Source organism: Serinicoccus sediminis (genome assembly GCF_004153545.1).
GTDB lineage: Bacteria > Actinomycetota > Actinomycetes > Actinomycetales > Dermatophilaceae > Ornithinicoccus > Ornithinicoccus sediminis_A.
The window spans coordinates 42,451-61,394 of sequence record NZ_SDVA01000017.1 but is presented as its reverse complement, the minus strand read 5'-3'; the positions used below and the strand labels follow the sequence as shown (position 1 = coordinate 61,394).

At 74.7% G+C, this 18,944-nt stretch carries 17 protein-coding genes; 11 read left to right on the top strand and 6 right to left on the bottom strand.

Features of this window, described 5'->3' with window-relative positions; genetic code table 11:
- A partial coding sequence (locus tag EUS26_RS14160; RefSeq protein WP_130014478.1) for a serine hydrolase domain-containing protein occupies positions 1-1,106 on the top strand: 1,106 nt, incomplete at its 5' end.
- Between the two features lie 70 nt (positions 1,107-1,176).
- On the opposite strand, the gene EUS26_RS14155 is transcribed toward EUS26_RS14160, so the two are convergent.
- Positions 1,177-1,614, bottom strand: coding sequence for a hypothetical protein (locus EUS26_RS14155; protein ID WP_130014477.1), 438 nt, complete (start codon positions 1,612-1,614; stop codon positions 1,177-1,179).
- 64 nt (positions 1,615-1,678) lie between these two features.
- Between EUS26_RS14155 and EUS26_RS14150 the strand changes: the two genes are divergently transcribed.
- Positions 1,679-2,593 (top strand): exodeoxyribonuclease III, encoded by a 915-nt coding sequence (locus tag EUS26_RS14150; protein WP_130014476.1) that lies wholly within the window; start codon positions 1,679-1,681, stop codon positions 2,591-2,593.
- Between the two features lie 12 nt (positions 2,594-2,605).
- Here EUS26_RS14150 and EUS26_RS14145 read toward each other — a convergent pair whose 3' ends face one another.
- A complete protein-coding gene (locus EUS26_RS14145) occupies positions 2,606-4,456 on the bottom strand; it encodes a Na+/H+ antiporter (RefSeq protein ID WP_130014475.1) in 1,851 nt (616 codons plus the stop codon).
- Positions 4,457-4,650: 194 nt separating this feature from the next.
- On the opposite strand from EUS26_RS14145, the gene idi reads away from it, so the two are divergent.
- The 4 genes from idi (at position 4,651) to EUS26_RS14125 (ending at position 9,244) form a co-directional block, all read left to right on the top strand.
- Complete coding sequence (gene idi, locus EUS26_RS14140) at positions 4,651-6,297, top strand: isopentenyl-diphosphate Delta-isomerase (protein WP_130014474.1); 1,647 nt, start codon at positions 4,651-4,653, stop codon at positions 6,295-6,297.
- Positions 6,294-7,787: a phytoene desaturase family protein gene (crtI, locus tag EUS26_RS14135; protein WP_130014473.1), complete on the top strand. Its 1,494-nt coding sequence runs from the start codon at positions 6,294-6,296 to the stop codon at positions 7,785-7,787. The genes idi and crtI overlap by 4 nt, the downstream gene beginning before the upstream one ends.
- Before the next feature lie 125 nt (positions 7,788-7,912).
- Positions 7,913-8,746: an MBL fold metallo-hydrolase gene (locus EUS26_RS14130; protein WP_130014472.1), complete on the top strand. Its 834-nt coding sequence runs from the start codon at positions 7,913-7,915 to the stop codon at positions 8,744-8,746.
- A gap of 93 nt (positions 8,747-8,839) precedes the next feature.
- On the top strand, positions 8,840-9,244 hold the full coding sequence (locus EUS26_RS14125) for a hypothetical protein (protein WP_130014471.1): 405 nt from the start codon (positions 8,840-8,842) through the stop codon (positions 9,242-9,244).
- A gap of 182 nt (positions 9,245-9,426) precedes the next feature.
- On the opposite strand, the gene EUS26_RS14120 is transcribed toward EUS26_RS14125, so the two are convergent.
- Complete coding sequence (locus tag EUS26_RS14120; protein WP_130014470.1) at positions 9,427-10,569, bottom strand: lycopene cyclase family protein; 1,143 nt, start codon at positions 10,567-10,569, stop codon at positions 9,427-9,429.
- 47 nt (positions 10,570-10,616) lie between these two features.
- On the opposite strand from EUS26_RS14120, the gene EUS26_RS14115 reads away from it, so the two are divergent.
- Positions 10,617-11,540, top strand: coding sequence for a phytoene/squalene synthase family protein (locus tag EUS26_RS14115; RefSeq protein ID WP_130014469.1), 924 nt, complete (start codon positions 10,617-10,619; stop codon positions 11,538-11,540).
- 5 nt (positions 11,541-11,545) lie between these two features.
- A complete protein-coding gene (locus tag EUS26_RS14110; protein WP_130014468.1) occupies positions 11,546-11,962 on the top strand; it encodes a hypothetical protein in 417 nt (138 codons plus the stop codon).
- Here EUS26_RS14110 and EUS26_RS14105 read toward each other — a convergent pair.
- From EUS26_RS14105 to EUS26_RS14095, 3 genes are read right to left on the bottom strand one after another with little or no spacing between them, the layout of a single operon-like run.
- Positions 11,911-13,188, bottom strand: a complete 1,278-nt coding sequence (locus EUS26_RS14105; RefSeq protein ID WP_130014467.1) for a cytochrome P450 — start codon at positions 13,186-13,188, stop codon at positions 11,911-11,913. The genes EUS26_RS14110 and EUS26_RS14105 overlap by 52 nt on opposite strands.
- Positions 13,185-14,762: an FAD-dependent oxidoreductase gene (locus tag EUS26_RS14100; protein ID WP_130014466.1), complete on the bottom strand. Its 1,578-nt coding sequence runs from the start codon at positions 14,760-14,762 to the stop codon at positions 13,185-13,187. Before EUS26_RS14100 ends, EUS26_RS14105 begins: the two co-directional genes overlap by 4 nt.
- Positions 14,759-15,523 (bottom strand): methyltransferase domain-containing protein, encoded by a 765-nt coding sequence (locus EUS26_RS14095; RefSeq protein WP_202865158.1) that lies wholly within the window; start codon positions 15,521-15,523, stop codon positions 14,759-14,761. The genes EUS26_RS14100 and EUS26_RS14095 overlap by 4 nt, the downstream gene beginning before the upstream one ends.
- A gap of 105 nt (positions 15,524-15,628) precedes the next feature.
- Here EUS26_RS14095 and EUS26_RS14090 point away from each other — a divergent pair, with 105 nt between their 5' ends.
- From EUS26_RS14090 to EUS26_RS14080, 3 genes are read left to right on the top strand one after another with little or no spacing between them, the layout of a single operon-like run.
- Positions 15,629-16,576 (top strand): ABC transporter ATP-binding protein, encoded by a 948-nt coding sequence (locus tag EUS26_RS14090; RefSeq protein ID WP_130014465.1) that lies wholly within the window; start codon positions 15,629-15,631, stop codon positions 16,574-16,576.
- Positions 16,577-16,578: 2 nt separating this feature from the next.
- A complete protein-coding gene (locus tag EUS26_RS14085; RefSeq protein WP_130014464.1) occupies positions 16,579-17,748 on the top strand; it encodes an ABC transporter permease in 1,170 nt (389 codons plus the stop codon).
- Positions 17,745-18,911 carry an ABC transporter permease gene (locus EUS26_RS14080; protein WP_130014463.1) on the top strand — a complete coding sequence of 389 codons (1,167 nt, stop codon included), beginning with the start codon at positions 17,745-17,747 and terminating at the stop codon, positions 18,909-18,911. Before EUS26_RS14085 ends, EUS26_RS14080 begins: the two co-directional genes overlap by 4 nt.
- The last annotated feature ends 33 nt before the right edge of the window (positions 18,912-18,944 follow it).

Below are 18,944 nucleotides of genomic sequence, written 5' to 3'. Positions count from 1 at the left end.
TGTTAAGGAGACAGCCGCGGGGCGGGCCCGGCCCGCAGCGGCTGCCCACCCTGCCCCGGCCCTACCTGGAGGCGGCGCTGGACCAGCTCGTCGCCGACGGTGCCATCGGCGTGACGGCGACCGTGGAGACCCCCAGCCTGCGCTGGGCGGACGCCGCGGGCCGACGCCACCTCGACGGGCCCGCCCCGGCACTCGAGCGGAGCGCGCTGCGCGTCGCCAGCAACACCAAGATGATGGTGGCGACCCTGGTCATGCAGGAGGTGGAGGCCGGGACCTGGGCGCTGGACACCCGGGTGGACGACGTCATACCGGGCCTGTTCCCGGACCACCCCGAGGTGACGATCCGCCACCTGCTCAGCCACACCTCGGGTATGCCGCTGGGCACCTACGAGCTCATCACCCCCTACGCGGGGACGGACCCGGAGGACTGGGACGCCTTCGTGTCGGCCATCGGCCGTGACTACACCGACGCCGAGCACATCGACGCCGTCAACGCCGCACCGTGGGTCGGGGAACCGGGTGCGCAGTTCAGCTACTCCAACGCCGGCTACGTGGCGCTCGGCATGCTGCTGGAGCAGGTCACCGGCGAGCCGGTCGACACCCTGGTCGCGGAGCGCATCCGGCGGCCCGCCGGCATGGGGCAGACCCGGGTGCTCGACGACCCGGGGCTGCGCGGCCCGGCGCTGCACGAGGCGATGTTCGTCGACGGCCGGGGCTGGATCGGGCTGGACGGCTTCGACCCGGACGCCTTCTCGCACAGCGGGTCCGCGCTGAGCACGGTCGAGGACCTCGACGACCTCACCCGCGCGCTGATGTCGGGCGAGCTGGTGTCGCAGGCGTCGGTGGAGCAGATGGTCACGCCGTCCTCGGACAACCCGCTGGGCTACGGGCTGGGCACCTACGCCATCCCCGACCCGTGCCGTCCGGGCGAGCTCCTGCACGGCCACGACGGGGCCAGCTTCGGCTCGCTCAGCCTGGCCCTCAGCTCACGCGACGGCACCCGTCAGCTCGCTCTCGGCGTGACCGGGCGGGACCTGACGGCCTCCCAGGACGCGCTCTACGACCTGAACGACGTGCTCGTCCCCCTGCTTCTCGCCACCTGCTGAACTCGGTGTCGCCCGCGCCTGCCCAGGCGGGCACGGGCGACACCGACGCGTGGAGGAGCGCCAGGGTGGGTCAGGGGCGCTCGTCCGCGCTGTCCCACTCGCCCTCGGTGACGTGCAGCGCGGCCTCCTCGGCCGCGTCGCCGGCGCCCGCCTCGGGCTGCTCCACGACCTCGCCGGCGTCGCCGCCGAGGACGTCCTGGTCGGCCGGGATCGCGTCCGGGTCGTCACCGCCCAGCAGCTCGGGCTCGCGCGCGGTGTCCTCACCGCCGTGCTCGGGGCGGCCGTAGGACGTGCCCTCCTCCGGCACCTCCTGGGCGATCCGCTGGTCGATGGTCTCCTCGGTCTCGTCGTCGTCGAGGAACTCCGAGCTCACCGGGCGGCGGTCCGGCGGGCTCCACGCCACGTCGGCGGTCGAGCTCGGCTCGTCCAGGTTCACCTCGGCCTCGGCCTCCTGCTCGGGGCTGTAGTCGGGGATGCCGCTCTCGTCCTCGTACAGGTTCTCGCTCATGGCTACACAGTGTGCCCTGCGCCCGAGTGCGGCAACTCCGCAGGGCGGTCCGTAGCATCGCCGGGTGCTCCGCATCGCCACCGTCAACATCAACGGCATCCGCGCGACCCTGCGTCGCGGCTTCGACGGGTGGATGGCCGGCCGCGACGCCGACGTCATCACCCTGCAGGAGGTCCGCTGCACCCTCGGCGACCTGCCCGACGACGCGTTCGGCGGCTACCACGCCGTCTACGAGCCCGGCGCCGTCCCCGGCCGCAACGGCGTCGCCGTCCTCACCCGGCAGCCGCCCGCCGCGGTGCGCACCTGGGGCGCCGAGGTGCTGCTGCGCGCGCCGGGGGAACGGCATACCTCGACGGTCGCGGCGCAGACCCCCACCCTCGCGCGGGGCATCGCGCGGTATGCCGGGGAGGGCCGGTACGTCGAGGTGGACCTCGCCGACGCACCCGTGACGGTGGCCAGCCTCTACCTCCCCAAGGGCGGGCTGCCCGGGCACCTGCAGCAGCCCGGGCGGATGCGCGAGGCGCCGGACGGGGGCGCGAAGTACGAGCGGAAGATGCACTTCCTCGACGCCTTCGGGCGCCAGCTCGGTCGGGCCCGCCGCGAGGCCCGGGACCGGGGCCGCGAGCTGCTGCTCACCGGTGACCTCAACGTGGCGCACACCCACCTCGACGTCGCGGCCTGGCGCCGCAGCCAGCAGGCCGAGGGCTTCCTGCCCGAGGAGCGCGCCTGGCTCGACGCCCAGCTCACCCCACGGACCCTCGTCGACGTGGTGCGCCGCCTGCACCCGGGGACCGCCGGGCCCTACTCGTGGTGGTCCTGGCTGGGGCAGTCCTACGCCAAGGACGTCGGCTGGCGCATCGACTACCACCTGGCCACGCCGGGGCTGGCCCGGTGCGCGGTCCGCGCCGAGGTGGACCGGGAGCACGACGGCACGCGGCTGTCCGACCACGCCCCGGTGGTCGTCGACTACGACCTCTGAGCCGGTCGGCCCTCAGTCCGCGAGGTGGTGCACGAAGCACCACCGCCAGCCCTCGCCCGGCTCGGCCGACTGCATGACCGGGTGCCCGGTCTCCCGGAAGTGCGCGGTCCCGTGCTTGCCCCGCGAGGAGTCGCAGCACCCGACGTGGCCGCACTCCAGGCACTGCCGCAGCGCCACGACCTCCCACCCCTCGCGCTCGCACGCCTCGCAGCGCGGGTCCTGCGCCCGAGCCGCCCGGGGGTATGCCGTGAGCTCGGGGCACTGCAGGTGGCCGGCGCCCCCGGTCGCCCGGATGTCCTGCCGGGCGGACCGGGAGGAGTCGATCATCGACTCCTCCAGGTCCAGCATGCCCAGCACCTGCCGCACCACGGTCGAGGGCACCTTGCCCTTGGCCTGGATGTGCATGATGCGCTCCCGCTCCGCGGCGATCATCGCGAGGCGCAGCTCGGCATACGCCTCCGACGGGCTCTGCCGCCCCTCGGTCGTCGACAGCTGCTCCCACGCGGCGAAGGTGCGCTGGTCGAGGCGCTGGCGGATGGTGCGGGCGACGTCGGCGGTCTCCTCGGTCTCCCGCTCCTCCAGCGTCTGCAGGCCCGCGGTCGAGGCCTGCTGCAGGAGCGTGGCGCGGGCGAGGGCGTCGTCGGCGGCGTCCGGCGGCCGCACCCCCAGCGCTCGGGTGAGGGCCGGCAGGGTGAGGCCCTGCAGCAGCAGGGTGCCGGCGACGACCGTCAGCGCGACGAGCAGCAGCAGGTCCCGGTAGGGGACGTCGACGGGCAGGACGAACGCCGCGGCGAGGGTCACCACCCCGCGCATCCCCGCCCAGCCGATGAGGGTGGTCTCGGCCAGCCCGGCCGGCTCCCGACGGTCGCCGAGCCGGCTGCCCAGCAGCGGGCGGGTCAGGTGCACCCAGGCCAGCCGGACCGCGACGACGGTCGCCAGCGTCGCGAGGCACACCGTGACGATCCGCGCGGGGGACAGCTCGGAGCCGGACAGGTCCTCGACGATCCAGCGTGCCTGGAGGCCGATGAGCAGGAACACGACATTCTCGAGCAGGAACGAGACGGTGCTCCACGTGGTGCTCTCCACGATGCGACCCCGGGCCGTCTGCAGCGTCTGGGACCGGTGGGCGAGCAGCAGCCCGGCGACCACGACCCCGAAGACGCCCGAGGCGCCGACCGACTCGGCCAGCAGGTAGGCCGCGAACGGGGTGACGAAGGAGACCGCGGTGTCCACCAGCGGGTCGTGCAGACGCCGCCGGATCACGGCCACCACCCGGTAGACGACGAGGCCGACCAGCACCCCGCCGCCGGCGGCCAGCAGGAAGTCGCCGGCCACCCCGGCGACGGTGACACCGCCGGCCGTCGCGGCGATGGCGGTGCGCAGGGCCACCAGGGCGGTGGCGTCGTTGAGCAGCGACTCCCCCTCGAGGACGGAGACGACCCGCCGCGGCAGGCCGATGCGGCGGCCGACAGCGGTGGCCGCCACCGCGTCGGGCGGAGCGACGATCGCCCCGATGGCCAGCGCGACCGGCCAGCCGATGTCCGGGAGCAGGGCCGTCATGAGGGCGGCCACCGCCACCATCGTCACCAGCACGGCGGCGACCGACAGCAGCAGGATGGGTCGCAGGTTGGCCTTGAGGTCGACCAGCGAGGTCGACAGGGCCGCGGTGTAGAGCAGCGGGGGCAGCAGGCCGATGAGCACCACCTCCGGGGACAGGTGCACCTCCGGCACCCCGGGCACGAAAGACAGTCCGGTGCCGACGACGGTCAGCAGCAGCGGCGCCGGTGCACCGAGGCGCTCGGACAACGCCTCACCCGCGATGACGACGACCGCGAGCAGCACGAGCAGGACGGCGATCTCCACGACGCGATTGTCCTCCACGCGCCCGCCGGCTGCTGCGGCTGCGCCGGCGACGGTGGCCAGGGCGTCGACCCGGAGGTCAGGTGGGCACCCGGGCGGGGCGCCCGTAGACTGGGCCGAAGCCTCCCGGGCCGATCCTGGCCGCCGGAGACCGTGACCCTGCAGGAGGGCCCTTGCCCCAGGACGGACGAGGACAGGTGCAGCACAAGCCCAAGGACGAGGTGGTGCTCCTCGACGAGCACGCCCGCCCCGTGGGCACGGCGCAGCGCCTGAGCGTGCACGACGAGAACACCCCGCTGCACCTGGCGTTCTCCCTCTACCTCTTCGACGAGCACGGGCGCGTCCTCATGACCCGCCGGGCGCTGACCAAGAAGACCTGGCCCGGTGTCTGGACCAACGCCTGCTGCGGCCACCCCCGCCCCGGTGAGGAGGACGCCGACGCGGTCCGCCGCCGGCTCGGCGAGGAGCTCGGCGTCGAGGTGGAGCGGCTGGCCCTGGCCGTCCCCGACTTCCGCTACCGCGCGGTCGACGCCAGCGGGATCGTGGAGCACGAGATCTGCCCGGTCTTCGTCGGCACCGTGGCCGGCGAGCTCGAGCCCTCCCCGGAGGAGGTCGCCGAGCACGCGTGGGTGGCCTGGGACGACCTAGTGGCCACCGCCCGCTCCACGCCGTCGCTCATCAGCCCGTGGGCGGCCGAGCAGATCCTGCTGCTGGAGGCCGAGCGCAGCCGGCTGCCCCTGGGGCCGGCCGCCCCTGCCGCGGAGCCGGCAGCGGGGGTCGAGGACACGCTGGCCCGGGTCGGCGACCTCATCGACCGCGAGTGCGCCTGGACCGAGCAGATGTGGTCCGGCCTCTGCGCGGCCGGACCCGTCGACCTGCTCTCGCCGGACCCCGGCGACCTGCCCACGTGGCTGCGCCAGCTGGTGCGCTCCGGGGGCAAGCGGCTGCGTCCCCGCATGTGCCACTGGGGCTTCGTCGCCGCCGGCGGCCGGGCCGGGACCCGCGCCCACGAGCACGTCGTCCGGGTGGGGGCGGCGCTGGAGATGCTGCACGCCTTCGCCCTCATCCACGACGACGTCATGGACGAGTCGCCGATGCGGCGGGGTGCTCCCTCGGCCCACGTGGTGGCGGCCGAGCGGCACCGCCGGGGTGACGGCCGGGGTGACGCGGCCCGCTTCGGCGACAACCTGGCGATCCTCCTGGGCGACCTCGCGCACTCGGTGGCCGACCGGCTGGTGGTGCCGCTGCCCGCGCTGCTGCGGGACTGCTGGTACGAGCTCAACCTCGAGCTCATCGCGGGGCAGCGGGCCGACCTCACCGGGGCGGCCGCGGGCCGCCGGGACGCCGGCCACGCCCACGACGTCGCCGCGCTGAAGTCCGGCGCCTACACGATCGAGCGGCCCCTCCAGCTGGGGGCGATGGCGGCCGTGGCCGACCCCCGCCAGCAGGAGATCCTCAGCACCTACGGCTGGCACCTCGGCCGGGCCTTCGCGTGGCGCGACGACGTGCTCGGCGTGTGGGGCGACGGCGCCGTCACCGGCAAGCCCTGCGACGACGACCTGCGCGAGGGCAAGGCCACGATGATCTGGGTGCTGGGGGCGCAGCGCCTCACGGGTGCCGCGGCCGAGACGATGGCCAGGATCACCACGCCGCAGGCGCGGCCCGACGACGTGCGCGTGCTGCGGCAGGCGCTGGAGGAGGCAGGAGTGCGCGAGGACATGGAGCGGCGGATCACCGAGGAGGTCGAGGCGGCCCAAGCCGTCCTGGACACCGACCGGCTCAGCGAGGCCGGTCTGGCCGGGCTGCGCGACGAGGCCGCCGCGATCGCCTGGAGGGACGCATGAGCCACGTCGTCGTCGTCGGGGCGGGCCTCAGCGGGCTCGCCGCCGCCTGCCACCTCGTCGGGGACGGCCACCGGGTGACCGTCGTGGAGCGCGAGGACGTGCCGGGCGGCCGCGCCGGCCGGCTCACCCGCGACGGGTTCACCTTCGACACCGGTCCGACGGTGCTGACCATGCCCGACCTCATCGACCGGCCGCTGCGGGCCGCCGGCTCCAGCCTCGCCGAGCGCCTCGACCTGCAGCTGCTGGACCCGGCATACCGGGGCTTCTTCGCCGACGGCAGCACCCTGGAGGTGCGCCACGGGCACGAGGCGATGCGCGCCGAGATCCACCGCGAGTGCGGCAGCCTCGACGCCGCCGCCTTCGACGAGTTCGTCATCTGGTTGCGCCGGCTCTACCTCACCGAGATGGGGTCGTTCATCGACCGCAACTTCGACCGGCCGACCGACCTGCTCGCCGACCCCCGCGCCGCCGCGAAGCTGTTCGCCATGGGCGGCTTCGGCCGCCTCGGCCCGATGATCCGGCGACGGTTCCGCGACGAGCGGCTGCACCGGCTCTTCTCCTTCCAGGCGATGTATGCCGGTCTGGCGCCGGACGAGGCGCTGTCCATCTACGCGGTCATCACCTACATGGACTCGATCGAGGGTGTCTACTTCCCGAAGGGCGGCATGCGTGCCGTCCCCGAGGCGCTCGCGGGTGCGGCCGCCGACGCCGGCGCCGAGTTCCGCTACGGCACCTCGGTCACCGAGCTCGTGCGCGACTCCTCCGGCCGGGTGCGGGGCGTGGCCACGGACGACGGCGAGCGGATCGCGGCCGACGCGGTGGTGTGCACCGTCGATCTGCCCACGGCATACCGGTGGTGGCTGCCCGACGTGCGCCCCCCGCGGGCGGTGAGCGGTCTGCTGGGCGGCAACTACTCGCCCTCCTGCGTGGTCTGGCACGTCGGCGTCCGCGGGGTGGCGGACGGCAAGGCGCACCACAACATCCACTTCGGCCACCAGTGGTCCGAGGCGTTCGACGACCTGCTCAAGCGCGGGACCCTCATGAGCGACCCCTCGCGGCTCGTGACCATGCACTCCCTCGACGACGAGGAGGCGGCGCCGGAGGGCCACAGCACCCTCTACGTCCTGGAGCCGGTGCCCCACCTCGAGGTCGGCAGCATCGACTGGGAGGCGCCGTCGACCCGCGACATGATGCGCGAGCGGCTGCTCGGCTTCCTGCAGGAGAACGGCTACCCCACCGACATCGTCACCGAGGAGCTCGTCACCCCGGCCGACTGGCTCGACCAGGGGATGGCGGCCGGCACCCCCTTCGCGCTGGCGCACACCTTCCCGCAGACCGGGCCGTTCCGCCCCAACAACATCGACCGGCGGGTGCCCGGGCTGGTCTTCGCCGGCTCCGGGACGGTCCCCGGCGTCGGCGTCCCGATGGTGCTGCCCTCCGGACGGCTGGCCGCCCAGCGGGTGGGCCAGATGCTGGGGCGCCCCGCCTGACCGCGGGCCGACCCGGCACCCCGGTCCGGGCGTGGGGTCGGCATACCCGTCCGACGCGGGTCGACCACCCGGCCGGTGTGGCCAGCCACGCTGCCGAGTCAGGGCCGCCGACCTACCGTCGAGGCATGGCCCAGGTGCTCACGCTGCCCGACACCCCGCAGGAGTCCCCGGCGGAGGCTGACTCGCTGACGTTCGTCGGCAACGCCACCGTGCTCATCCGGTGCAAGGGGCTGACGATCCTCACCGACCCGACCTTCGTCCACCGGCACGAGAGGGTCCCGCTCGGCTACGGGCTGTCCACCACACGGCTCACCGACCCCGCCCTGGAGATCGCCGACCTGCCGCCGCTCGACCTGGTGCTGCTCTCGCACTTCCACGGCGACCACTTCGACCAGGTCGCGCGCCGCGAGCTCGACCCGTCGCTCCCCGTCGTCACGACGCCGCAGTCCGCGGACCAGCTGCACGACATCGGGTTCCACCACACCCAGGCCCTCGAGACGTGGGAGGACCTCGAGGTGCGCAAGGGGGCCACGAGGCTGCGCATCACCGCGTGCCCGGGTCGGCACGGTCCAGGAGTGGCCGACCTGGTTCTGCCGGACGTCATGGGCAGCATCCTCGAGTTCGCGCGGGAGGGGGACCCGGAGACGCGGCGGTTGTACGTCAGCGGGGACACGCTGCTCTACGACGACCTCGAGGAGATCCCGCGCCGGTTCCCGGACATCGACGTGGGTCTGTTCCACCTGGGCGGCACGAAGGTCCTCGGCATCATGGTCACGATGGACGGGGAGCAGGGGGCCGCCGCCGTGGAGCTCGTGGCTCCCACGACGGCGCTGCCGGTCCACTACGACGACTACGACGTCTTCACCTCCGGGCTGGAGGACTTCGTCGAGCACGCGCGCGCCCGCGGCCTGTCGCACCGCATCCAGCCCTGGCAGCGCGGCGACACCGTCGCGTTGTAGGCCGTGGTCCTCGCTCTCAGGCGGAGGCCGACGACCTCCCGTGGGTAGTCTTCCCCTCACGTGCCCGCTGCGGCCTTCGGAGGGCGGTCCTTGATGCACCCGAGCACCCGTCGCGACCTCGCGGCCGCCGGCATGCTGCTGCTCATGCTGGCACCCTTCACCATGCTGACCGCCCCCTCCTCGGACGTGGGGCACAAGGCCCTGCTGACCGGACTCGGGCTGGTGGTGGTCGGGCTCTGGCGTGTGGTCGTCGCGCTCCGGGGGCCGGTCGTCGCCCTGCTGACGTGGGGCGCTGCGTGGCCTCTCTACTTCCTGACTGCCTGGCTCGATGCGGCCGGCCGGTGGCCAGCACCGGAGAGCTCCTGGGGGCACTTCACCGTCGTCTTCCCCCTCTGGGTAGCCGTCGTGCTGCTCGTCGTCGGCACGCTCGTGCACCTGCTCGAGGTGGAGGCGCGCCGGGTCGCCGCGCCACCCGCGCTCGGAGCCTCGGACGCCTAGACCGGTCGCCCGGGCGCTCGCCAGGCTGTCGACGGCACAGGCCTGCAGCGGGGGCGCATGCTCGTGCGTCTCCTCGTGCGGTTCCTGGTGACCCAGGCGTTCTCAGAGGCACGTCCGTGACACGAGGAGACGCACGACCAGCTGCACAAGCGTGCTGTGGGGCCGTCTGCCGCGCCGGCTGCTCAGGCTCGCGTCGAGGGCAGGCGGCGCGCCGGGCCGAGGGTGGCCCGGATCAACGCCGTGCGGCCGGTGGTCGGCATGGCGGCGAACATCCCCCACATGGCGGTGCTCAGCGCCCCGGCCCCGGCGTCCCGGGCCATGACCGCCCGCTGGCGGCGGACCGGCAGCGTGCCGAAGGCCTCGAAGAGCGCCACCGTGCCGGGGGTGTCGAGCCGCAGCAGCGCCCGCAGCCCGGCCTGCCGCAGCAGGTCCCCGGGGCGCCACGGGTCGGCGGCCGGTGGCACGTCCGCCGCCGCGAGCCGGTCGGCGAGCGACCGCGCCGAGCGCAGCGAGTGCGCCACCGAGTAGCCGGTGACCAGGTGGCCGCCGCGGCCCGCGGTGCCGACGGCCAGGACGCCGGCCGGGGGTGCCTCGTCCCGCCCTCGCATGGGGATCCACACCGTCTCCCGCTCGAGCGGCTCCTCGACCGCCGCCGCCCGCACGCCACGACGCTGCAGCCGACGCCGCAGCCGCTCGCGCAGCTCCGGCACCGGCATGGCCGGCGCGGCCGCGAGGCAGGTCTCCTCGAGCAGCACCCGGTCCTCGTCCAGCGGGAGCGCGTAGAGAAAGCTCGGCACCCCCCGCGGGGAGTCGGGAGTCTCCGGCCAGTCGGTGCTCCAGTCCATGAGGATGCCCTCGGCCCCGGCGAGCGCCGGGGCCGCGTCCTCGCGGCTCACCACCACGCCGTAGGCGGTCTGTGCGGGTGCCGGATCCTGTGACCGTCGCCCGTCCGGGCGTGCCCCGCGCGCGTCGACGACGACCCGCGCCTCTGCGGTCAGCGCCGCGACCCCGGCGTCGTCCAGCCGGCCCTCCCGCACCTCGACCCCGTCCAACGGCAGGGCGGCCTGCAACGCCTGGTTGTCGAGCACGGCATACGCCCGGGGCAGCCGGTGCCGCTCGCGCGCCCACAGCTCGGGCACCTCGATCCGGTGCCTCACGACCCCGGGGGGCAGGCCGGCCAGCTCCTCGGTCCACGCGCCGTAGGTCGGCGTCCAGGCGGCACCCGGTCGCGGGTCGACCGCGAGCACCGACAGTCCCCGCACCGTGCACGCCGACGCGAGCGCCCGCCCGGCCGGGCCGAGCCCGACGATCGCCACGTCCCGCACGCGTGCCTCACCTCCGGCGACGACCCTAGCCGCACTAGGCTGACGCCATGCATTCCGGAGCGACGGCGGCCGACCCCCACCTGGAGCTCGGGTATGAACGGTGCCGGGAGCTGACCAAAGAGCACGGGACGACCTACTACTGGGGCGCCCGCCTGCTGGCGCCGGAGCAGCGCCGCGACGTCTACGCGGTCTACGCCCTGTGCCGCCTGGCCGACGACATCGTCGACGAGCCCGAGACGGTCGACGTGCCGGTGCCTGCCGACCCCGACCCGGGCGTCCGGCTCCGCGGCTTCGAGCAGCTCTTCACCGAGGCGCTCGCCGAGGGCGGCTCCTCCGACCCGGTCATGGCGGCGGTGGCCGACAGCCTCCGGCGCCGCGGCACCGACCCCGAGTGCTTCGACCGCTTCTTCCGGGCCATGGAGCTCGACCTCACGCGGGAGACCTGGGCCAGCTGGGAGGAGCTGCGTGACGGCTACATGGAGGGCTCGGCCGCCGTCATCGGCGAGATGATGCTCCCGGTGCTCGAGCCGCGCGACCCGGCGGCCAAGGGCCCCGCCCGCTCCCTCGGCCTGGCCTTCCAGCTGACCAACTTCCTGCGCGACGTCGGCGAGGACCTCGACCGGGGCCGCGTCTACCTCCCGCAGGACGACCTCGCCCGGCACGGCGTCGACCCGCACGAGCGCCGGGTGACCCCGCAGTGGCGGGCGATGATGGCCGAGCAGATCGAGCGCAACCGCGGCCTCTACGCCCACGCCTCGCAGGGCGTGCCGATGCTGCCGCCGCGCAGCGCCCGCTGCGTGGCCACCGCCCTGCGGATGTACGCCCTCATCCTCGACCGCATCGAGGCCGCCGACTACGACGTCTTCACCGAGCGCCGCCGGGTGCCGCGTCGGGTCAAGGTCGCGATCGTCTCCGACGTGCTGACGCGCGGCCCGCTGCGCCGGCTGCCCGGCCCCGTGGACAGGAGCTGAGAGGTATGCCGTCACTCCCCCCGATGCCGCACCCGCACCTCGTCGTCCTGCGGTCCGCGGCGACGCTCGTGCTGAGCGCGGTCGTCGCCCAGGCCGGGTGGGCGGCGGCCTTCATCGGCGGCGACCCCGGCTACCGGGCCTTCCACGAGGTGGGGGCCTGGGTGACGGTCGTCCTGGTGGTGGCCTGCGCGGTGACCTACCTGGTCCTGCGGGCCTCCGCCGGGCCGGTCAACGTGACGTTGGCGGTCCTGCTGGCCGCGCTGGTCGTGGTCCAGACCGGGCTGGGCTCCGCCGGGGTCACCGCCCCCCACGTCTTCCTCGGCGTGCTCATCGCGATGGTGGCCACGGCGCTGACGTCGTGGACCTACCGTCACTCCCTCCCGGAGGGGTCGAGCGCGAGCTCGAATCCGCGCAGCCAGTAACCCTCGATGAGGTGGTCCCAGCCCAGCTGGGGCTCGGAGACCAGCCGGGGCTCGTGCGCGAGCAGCCGCACCAGCAGCGCGTCCGACTCCAGCAGCGCCAGGGGCTGCCCCGGGCACTTGTGCTCGCCGTCGCCGAAGGCGAGCCCGTAGCCGGCGGTGCCCCGCGGCATACCCCGGCCCGGGCACAGCTGCTGGGGGTCGGCGCCGACCGCCTCCGGGTCGGTGTTGGTGGCCCGCACGCACACGTCGACGAGGTCGCCGGGCGGGATGGTCCACGTCTGGTCGCCGTCGGTGATCTCGACCGGCTGACGGACGCGGCGGTAGAGGTGGCCCACGACGGGCTCCAGCCGGATGATCTCCTCGAGGATCGCCAGCCGCTCGGGCTGCTCGGCCGTGAGGTAGCGCTCGCGCAGGGCGTCGTCCTCGAGGAGGTGCCAGGCGGCCATGACGATGAACTCCCGCGTCGTCACCATCCCGGCCGTGCCGTAGGTGACGCACTCGACCAGGATGCTCGTCCGGCTGTAGCCCTCGTCGAGCAGGTGGCTGATGATGTCGGTGCGGCGCCGCCGGCGCCGGGCCCGGATGGCGGGGCGCACGTCGTGCCACCACAGCCGGGCGACCGGCCACAGCCCGTTGCGGGCCGCCCGCGCCCAGTCCTTGCGGCTGCGGCCGAGGTCGTCGCGGGCGATGTCGAACGGCGGCTGGTTGAAGAACGACACGAGCCGCCGGGACAGCCCCGGCACGTCGGACTCGGTCAGCCCGACCAGCTCGGCGGTCACCTCGACGGTGTAGTGCAGCGCCGCCTCGTCGAGCAGGCATCGGCCGCTCTCCCGGGCCTGGGCGACGGTCCGGTCGGCGACCTGCGCCATGAGCTCGCCGTAGCGCTCGGTCACGACGGCCGGGGCGAGGAACCGCGCCACCTTGCGTCGCTGGTCGTCGTGCACCGGCCCGTCCGAGACGAGGATCGGGTGGTGCTCGAGGCGCCCCTGGGGGATGGCCTCGGCGGTGAAGCCGGCCTGGGTCGTCGCGTGCCGCGCCCGCAGCAGCTGGCGCGCCGGCTGCAGCCCGCGCAGCCGCCACACGGTGCTCACGCCGGCCCGGCCGCCGGCGTCCACCCGCTCGACCCGCGGGGTCGCCGGCTCCTCGGGGCGGCGGGCCCGCCGGGCGCCCTCGGCGCCCGGGTCGGGGCCGACGTCACCGCCACCGGGGCGCGCGGGGCAGCTCATCGGGAGCGGTAGCGCCCGGGGCGCAGGATCCCCTGCAGCGGCACGGTCCAGACGTCCTCGCCCTGGGCGCCCCACCCCGCGAGCAGGTCGTTGGCGGCGAGCACCCCGGTGACCGCGGCCCGCTCCATGAGGGCCACCGGCCAGTCGACCCGCACGCCGTCCCCGGCCAGCGTGAGGCCCGGGTACGGCGTGTCGACCGTCGGCCGGTCGCGCCAGGGGCCGGTGCCCACCAGACCGCAGTCGTCCTCGACGAGCAGCTCCTCGTGGCGCACCGCGAGCGTGGCCGTCTCCGGGTACACCTCGTGCAGGGAGCGCAGCAGGCGCTCCCGGACCGCAGCGGTGTCGACCCCGCGCTCGCCCTCGCCGCCGTCCGCGGCGAGGGTGGCGTCCCGGGCGGGGTCGACCGCATACGCGTGCAGCTCGACGACCGACCCCCCGTGCTCGGCCGACCAGCGCGCCGCGCCCGCCTCGAAGCGCTCCAGCACGGTGACGTTGTCGAGCAGGTCGTAGCCGCTGGTGCCGAGGAAGGCCTCCCGGCCGGCGTCGACGTGCCCGTCCAGCCACAGCCGCAGCACGACGAAGGGCGGCGCGTTGCGGCCGGCGGCGAGCCGCCGGTGCCAGTCCTGCTGGTCGGGCCCGGTCGCGGGCAGCTCGGCGGCCAGGGCGCGGGTCGTCCGCGGGTCGGTCGCCAGGACCACGGCGTCCGCGTCGAGGGTCTCGCCGTCCTCCAGCCGCACCTGCCAGGCCCCCTCGTCGCCGGCAGGCGCGTCGACCTGCTGCACCCGGGTGCCGGTGCGGACGTCCGCGCCCCGGGCCAGGAGGTAGCGGTGCAGCGGCTCCCACAGCACGGTGTCGTAGTCGTCGTCCGGCACGTCGAAGAGCAGCCCCTCGGAGGAACCGGTGAAGTAGGCGTGGAACATGCCGACCAGCTCGCCGGCGCCGAAGTCGTCCGGGTGCGCGAAGAAGGACCGCGCGAAGACCTCCAGGGCGAGGTGTCGGGCGCCGTCGGGGAAGCGCAGCCGGTCCAGGAACGCCTCCGCCGACTCCCCGTCGTAGCGCTCGTGGCTCTCGGGGTAGGACACGTTGATGAGCTCGATCGCGCTCGGCAGGTGGACCGACGCCAGGCCGCTGACCGGGAAGGTGGGGCTGCGGACCACGAACGTCGCCAGGTTGGCCGGCGGGCTCGGCGGCAGCACCGCGAAGGAGTCGGTGAGCCCGTCGCCGCGGCGCAGCGGGTAGTCGGGCACCGGCACGAGGTGGTCCAGCGCCGGGTCGACGCGGCGCAGCAGGGAGCGCAGCGTGTAGTACTGCCGGAAGAAGGCGTGGAAGCCCCGCGACATGGTGCGGTCGTCCTCCAGCGGCCAGGCCCGGACGCGGCCCCCGAGCTGGTCCTGGGCCTCGACCAGCGTCACCCGGACGCCCCGCTCGGCGAGCACGGTCGCGGCGGCGATCCCCGCGATGCCGCCCCCGACGACGACGACGTGGCGCTCCCCGGCCACCCTCGCAGACCCGGCCGCCGCCGGGTGGAGCACCGCGCGGCGGTCGCGGCCGGGCGGGACGCGACGCGACGTCATACGACCTCCCCCTCGAGCGGACGCCGGGCCAGGACGGTGTGCAGGATGCCGCGCTGCCACCCCCGGGGCGTGCTCCGGCGCAGGTCGGTCAGGCCGGCCCGCCGCAGCCGCCCCTCCAGCTCGGCGGTCGAGTCGTTGTCCAGCACGCTGCGCCGCAGGTAGGCGTAGATGGCTGGGTTGCCGCGGGTGATCGCCGCGAGCGGGGTGACGACGAGACGGCACACCGCCGACCAGGTGAACGCCGCGCGCCGGTCGCCCTTGACGTGGTAGTCCTGCAGCGCCACCCAGCCGCCGGGGCGCACCTGGTCGACGATCGCGGCCACCACCTCGTCGCGCTGCTCCGCGTGCACGTTGCGCAGCAGGTATGCCGCGAGCACGCCGTCGGCGGGTCCGTCCACCTCCGCGGCGGCGACCGCCGGCAGCTCCTGGGCGGGCGCGTGGACGAAGCTCACCCCGGGCGGCCAGTCCTTGGCGAGCGCCTGGGCCAGCATCCCGGCGGAGGCGTCCAGCCCCACGATGCGGGCCTGCGGACCGGCGGCCTCGACCAGGGCACCGGTGGACAGGCCGGACCCGCAGCCGAGGTCCCACAGGGTGAGGTGGCCGGTCGGCAGGGAGCGCACCAGGTCGGTGGCGGCCGCCTTGAGGGAGGCGTGGTAGCCGGGGTTGAGCCGGGTCAGCAGGTCGTAGCGCCCCGCCGCCCGGTCGAACTCCTCGTCCAGCCGCACGGCCTGCCTGCGCCGGGTCCTCGATACGTCAGCCACGCGGCTCAGCCTATGCTGCCGCCCCGACCGGGGACCGCACGTCACCCCGCAACCACGACAGATGTCATCGGCGCCGGCCCGCCCGGGGGCCCTAGGTTGGTCGCCATGACGACTCCCGTGCTCCAGGTCGAGGGGCTGCGTCGCTCCTTCGGCCCCGCCACCGTGGTCGACGGGGTGAGCCTGCGCATCGACCCGGGCGAGACGGTGGGCCTGCTCGGCCCGAACGGCGCCGGCAAGACGACGACGATCTCGATGATCGCCGGGCTGCTGCGGCCCGACGACGGGTCGGTCGTCATCCAGGGGGTCGACATGGGGGCCGAGCCGCTCGCGGCCAAGCGGCACCTGGGGCTGGTGCCCCAGGACCTCGCGATCTACCCCGAGCTGTCCGCGCGCAGCAACCTGTCCTTCTTCGGCCGGCTGCAGGGGATGCGGGGGGCGGACCTGCGCCGGCGGGTCGCCGAGGTCCTCGAGGTCGTCGGGCTCACCGACCGCGCCACCGGCGCCAGCAAGACCTTCTCCGGCGGCATGAAAAGACGCCTCAACATCGCGATCGGGCTCCTGCACGAGCCGCGGCTGCTCATCCTCGACGAGCCGACCGTCGGGGTCGACCCGCAGTCGCGCAACGCCATCCTCGAGTCCGTCGAGGCGCTCTCCGGGGAGGGCATGGCGGTGCTCTACACGACCCACTACATGGAGGAGGCCGAGCGGCTGTGCGACCGGATCGGCATCATCGACGGCGGGCAGATCATCGCCGAGGGGACCCGGGACGAGCTGGTCGAGCTCACCGGGGGTGCCGACACGGTGACCCTGGTGGGTGAGGGCCCGCTGGACGAGGTCGAGGCGGCGGTCGCCGGTATACCGGCCGTCCGGGAGGTGCGCCGGGTCGCCGGCGAGGGGCGCCTGGTCATGGTGGTGCAGGGGGCCCCGCAGGCCATCAGCGCGATCGTGGCGACGGCGACCGGGGCGGGGATGACGCTGCGCGACGTCGAGACGAGCCGCCCGGACCTCGAGTCCGTCTTCCTGCACCTCACCGGCAAGGCGCTGCGGGACTGAGCATGCGACGCGTCCTCGTCATGGTGGGGTCCGACCTGCGGCAGCAGGTGCTGGACCGGTCGATCTTCATCTTCGGCCTGGCGGTGCCGCTGGCGCTCATGTGGGTCTTCTCGCTCATCTTCGCGCCCCTGTCCGAGGATCTGGAGCCGATCACCGTCGCCGTCAGCGGCCCCGCGGACGACCCGCTGACGGCAACCCTCGAGGACACGCTGGCCGGTCTCGACGACACCGTCGACGTGACCGTCGTCGAGGCGGACGCCGCCGACGTGCCCGGGCTCCTCGAGGACGGTGAGGTCGGGGCCGGCGTGGTCGTCCCGGACGGCTTCTCCGCCGCCCTCGCCGCCGGGGACGCCCCACAGGTGCAGATGCGGCTGCCCGAGTCGCCCGGCCTGGAGGGGGAGGTCGTCACCGCCGTCGTCGACGGGGTGCTGCACCAGTTCACCACCACGGCGCGGACCGCCGCCGCGGCGGAGGAGCTGGGCGGGCAGCCCCAGCAGGTCGACGCCCTCCTGGCCGAGGACGCCGCCAGCGGGCCTCCGGTGCGCTGGGCCCAGGGCGAGACGGCCGACGAGCAGCTGTCCGCCCGGGAGTCGATCGTCGCCGGCCAGGCCGGGTTCTTCCTGCTCTTCACCGTGGGGTTCGGCGTCCTGGGGCTGGTCGTCGAGCGGGAGTGGGGCACCCTCGCGCGGCTGCTGTCGATGCCGATCCCGTCGTGGTGGGTGCCGCTGTCCAAGGGGGTGTCCAGCTGGGTCCTCGGGGTGCTGGCCACGGGCGTGCTGCTCGTCGCGGGTTCGTTGCTGTTCGACGACGTGCACCTCGGCTCGCCCGCCGTCATCGCCGTGCTGCTCCTGGCCGTGGTGGCCGCCGCGACCTCGATCATGTTCGTCATCGCCAAGGTCGCGCGCACCGCCGAGCAGGCGGGGGTGGCGCAGACCATCGTGGCGATCACGCTCGGCATGAGCGGCGGGGCCTTCTTCCGGGTGAGCTCCCAGGGGGTCCTGGGCGACGTGCTGCAGCTCAACCCGGTCACCGCGCTGGGCCGCGGCCTCGGCATCACGGCCGGGGGCGGCGGGGTGGTCGACCTCGCGCCCGTGCTCCTGGCCATGGGGGTGATGTGCGTGGTCATGACCACGCTCGCCGTGCTGGTGCCCGGGCGGAGGGACGTGCTGTGAGGGTCGTGCTGGCGATCGCCTGGGTCGAGCTGCGGCGCTTCCTCGCCGACCGGTCCAACCTGTTCTTCGTGCTCATCCTGCCGCTGGCCATGGTGGCCGTCATCGGCTGGCAGTTCGGCAGCGACCGCTCCGGGTCACCGGTCTCGGTGCACGGGCCGGGCGGCGCCGCGACGGAGGCCCTCGTGGCCGGGTGGGAGGACGCCGAGCTGGCGGTCACCGTCCGCACCACGCCGGAGCTCGTGCAGGAGGACGTCTCCCGGGGCAGCGCCGAGGTCGGCGTGCTCCTGGACGCCGAGGCGGAGACGGCCTGGCGGGACGGCATACCGATGGAGCTGGAGATCATCACCGGCTCCTCGTCGCAGGCCCCCGCGGTGACGCAGGTGGTGCGGGCCCAGGCGGAGGCGGTGGCCACGGAGGCGACGCAGGTCGGGCTGCTGGAGACCTTCGGCGACGCGACCGAGGCGCGGGCCGCGCTCGAGGACGCCTCGGCCCTCGTCCCCCCGGCGCAGCTGCTCGTGCAGCAGCCCGAGGACCCGGTGGCCGTGGCCTTCGAGGGGGCTGAGCAGTTCGACAACGGCGCGGTCGCCCAGCTGCTGCTCTTCGTCTTCCTCAGCACCCTCAACGCCGCGCCGGCCCTCATCAAGGCCCGGCGCGACGGGGTGGTCCGGCGCACCATGGCCGCCCCGGTGACGACCGCCCAGGCGATGGCGGGGCTGACGACGGGGCGGGTCGTCATCGCCCTGGTCCAGGGCGCCTACATCATGCTGGCCTCCAGCCTGCTCTTCGGCGTGCGCTGGGGCTCGCTCGGGGTGGCGGTCGCCGTGCTGCTCGTCTTCGGGCTGATCGCGGCCGGGGCCGCGATGGTCATCGGGGTCCTGGTCGACAGCGAGGGTGCCGCCAGCGGGCTGGCCGTGGGCGGCGGGCTGGTGCTCGGGGCGGTCGGCGGCTCGATGGTGCCCCTCGAGTTCTACTCCGACACCCTGCGGCAGGTCGCCCAGCTCACCCCGCACGCCTGGGCCAACGACGCCATGGCGCAGATCCAGCGCCAGGGGGCCGGCATCGCCGACGTGCTGCCCCAGCTCGGCGTGCTCGCCGCGATGGCCGTGGGCGTGCTCGTCCTCGGCTCGCTGCTGCTCCGCCGCAGCCTCGCCCGGGCGATGTAGGGCGCACCGACCGGGGTATGCGCGCCCCGGCAG

Excerpts from the sequence above, each read along its gene's own strand:
- EUS26_RS14155 (WP_130014477.1), bottom strand. The coding sequence starts at position 1,614 with ATGAGCGAGAACCTGTACGAGGACGAGAGCGGCATCCCCGACTACAGC.
- crtI (WP_130014473.1), top strand. The coding sequence starts at position 6,294 with ATGAGCCACGTCGTCGTCGTCGGGGCGGGCCTCAGCGGGCTCGCCGCC.
- EUS26_RS14130 (WP_130014472.1), top strand. The coding sequence starts at position 7,913 with ATGGCCCAGGTGCTCACGCTGCCCGACACCCCGCAGGAGTCCCCGGCG.
- EUS26_RS14125 (WP_130014471.1), top strand. The coding sequence starts at position 8,840 with ATGCACCCGAGCACCCGTCGCGACCTCGCGGCCGCCGGCATGCTGCTG.
- EUS26_RS14115 (WP_130014469.1), top strand. The coding sequence starts at position 10,617 with ATGCATTCCGGAGCGACGGCGGCCGACCCCCACCTGGAGCTCGGGTAT.
- EUS26_RS14110 (WP_130014468.1), top strand. The coding sequence starts at position 11,546 with ATGCCGTCACTCCCCCCGATGCCGCACCCGCACCTCGTCGTCCTGCGG.
- EUS26_RS14105 (WP_130014467.1), bottom strand. The coding sequence starts at position 13,188 with ATGAGCTGCCCCGCGCGCCCCGGTGGCGGTGACGTCGGCCCCGACCCG.
- EUS26_RS14100 (WP_130014466.1), bottom strand. The coding sequence starts at position 14,762 with ATGACGTCGCGTCGCGTCCCGCCCGGCCGCGACCGCCGCGCGGTGCTC.
- EUS26_RS14090 (WP_130014465.1), top strand. The coding sequence starts at position 15,629 with ATGACGACTCCCGTGCTCCAGGTCGAGGGGCTGCGTCGCTCCTTCGGC.
- EUS26_RS14085 (WP_130014464.1), top strand. The coding sequence starts at position 16,579 with ATGCGACGCGTCCTCGTCATGGTGGGGTCCGACCTGCGGCAGCAGGTG.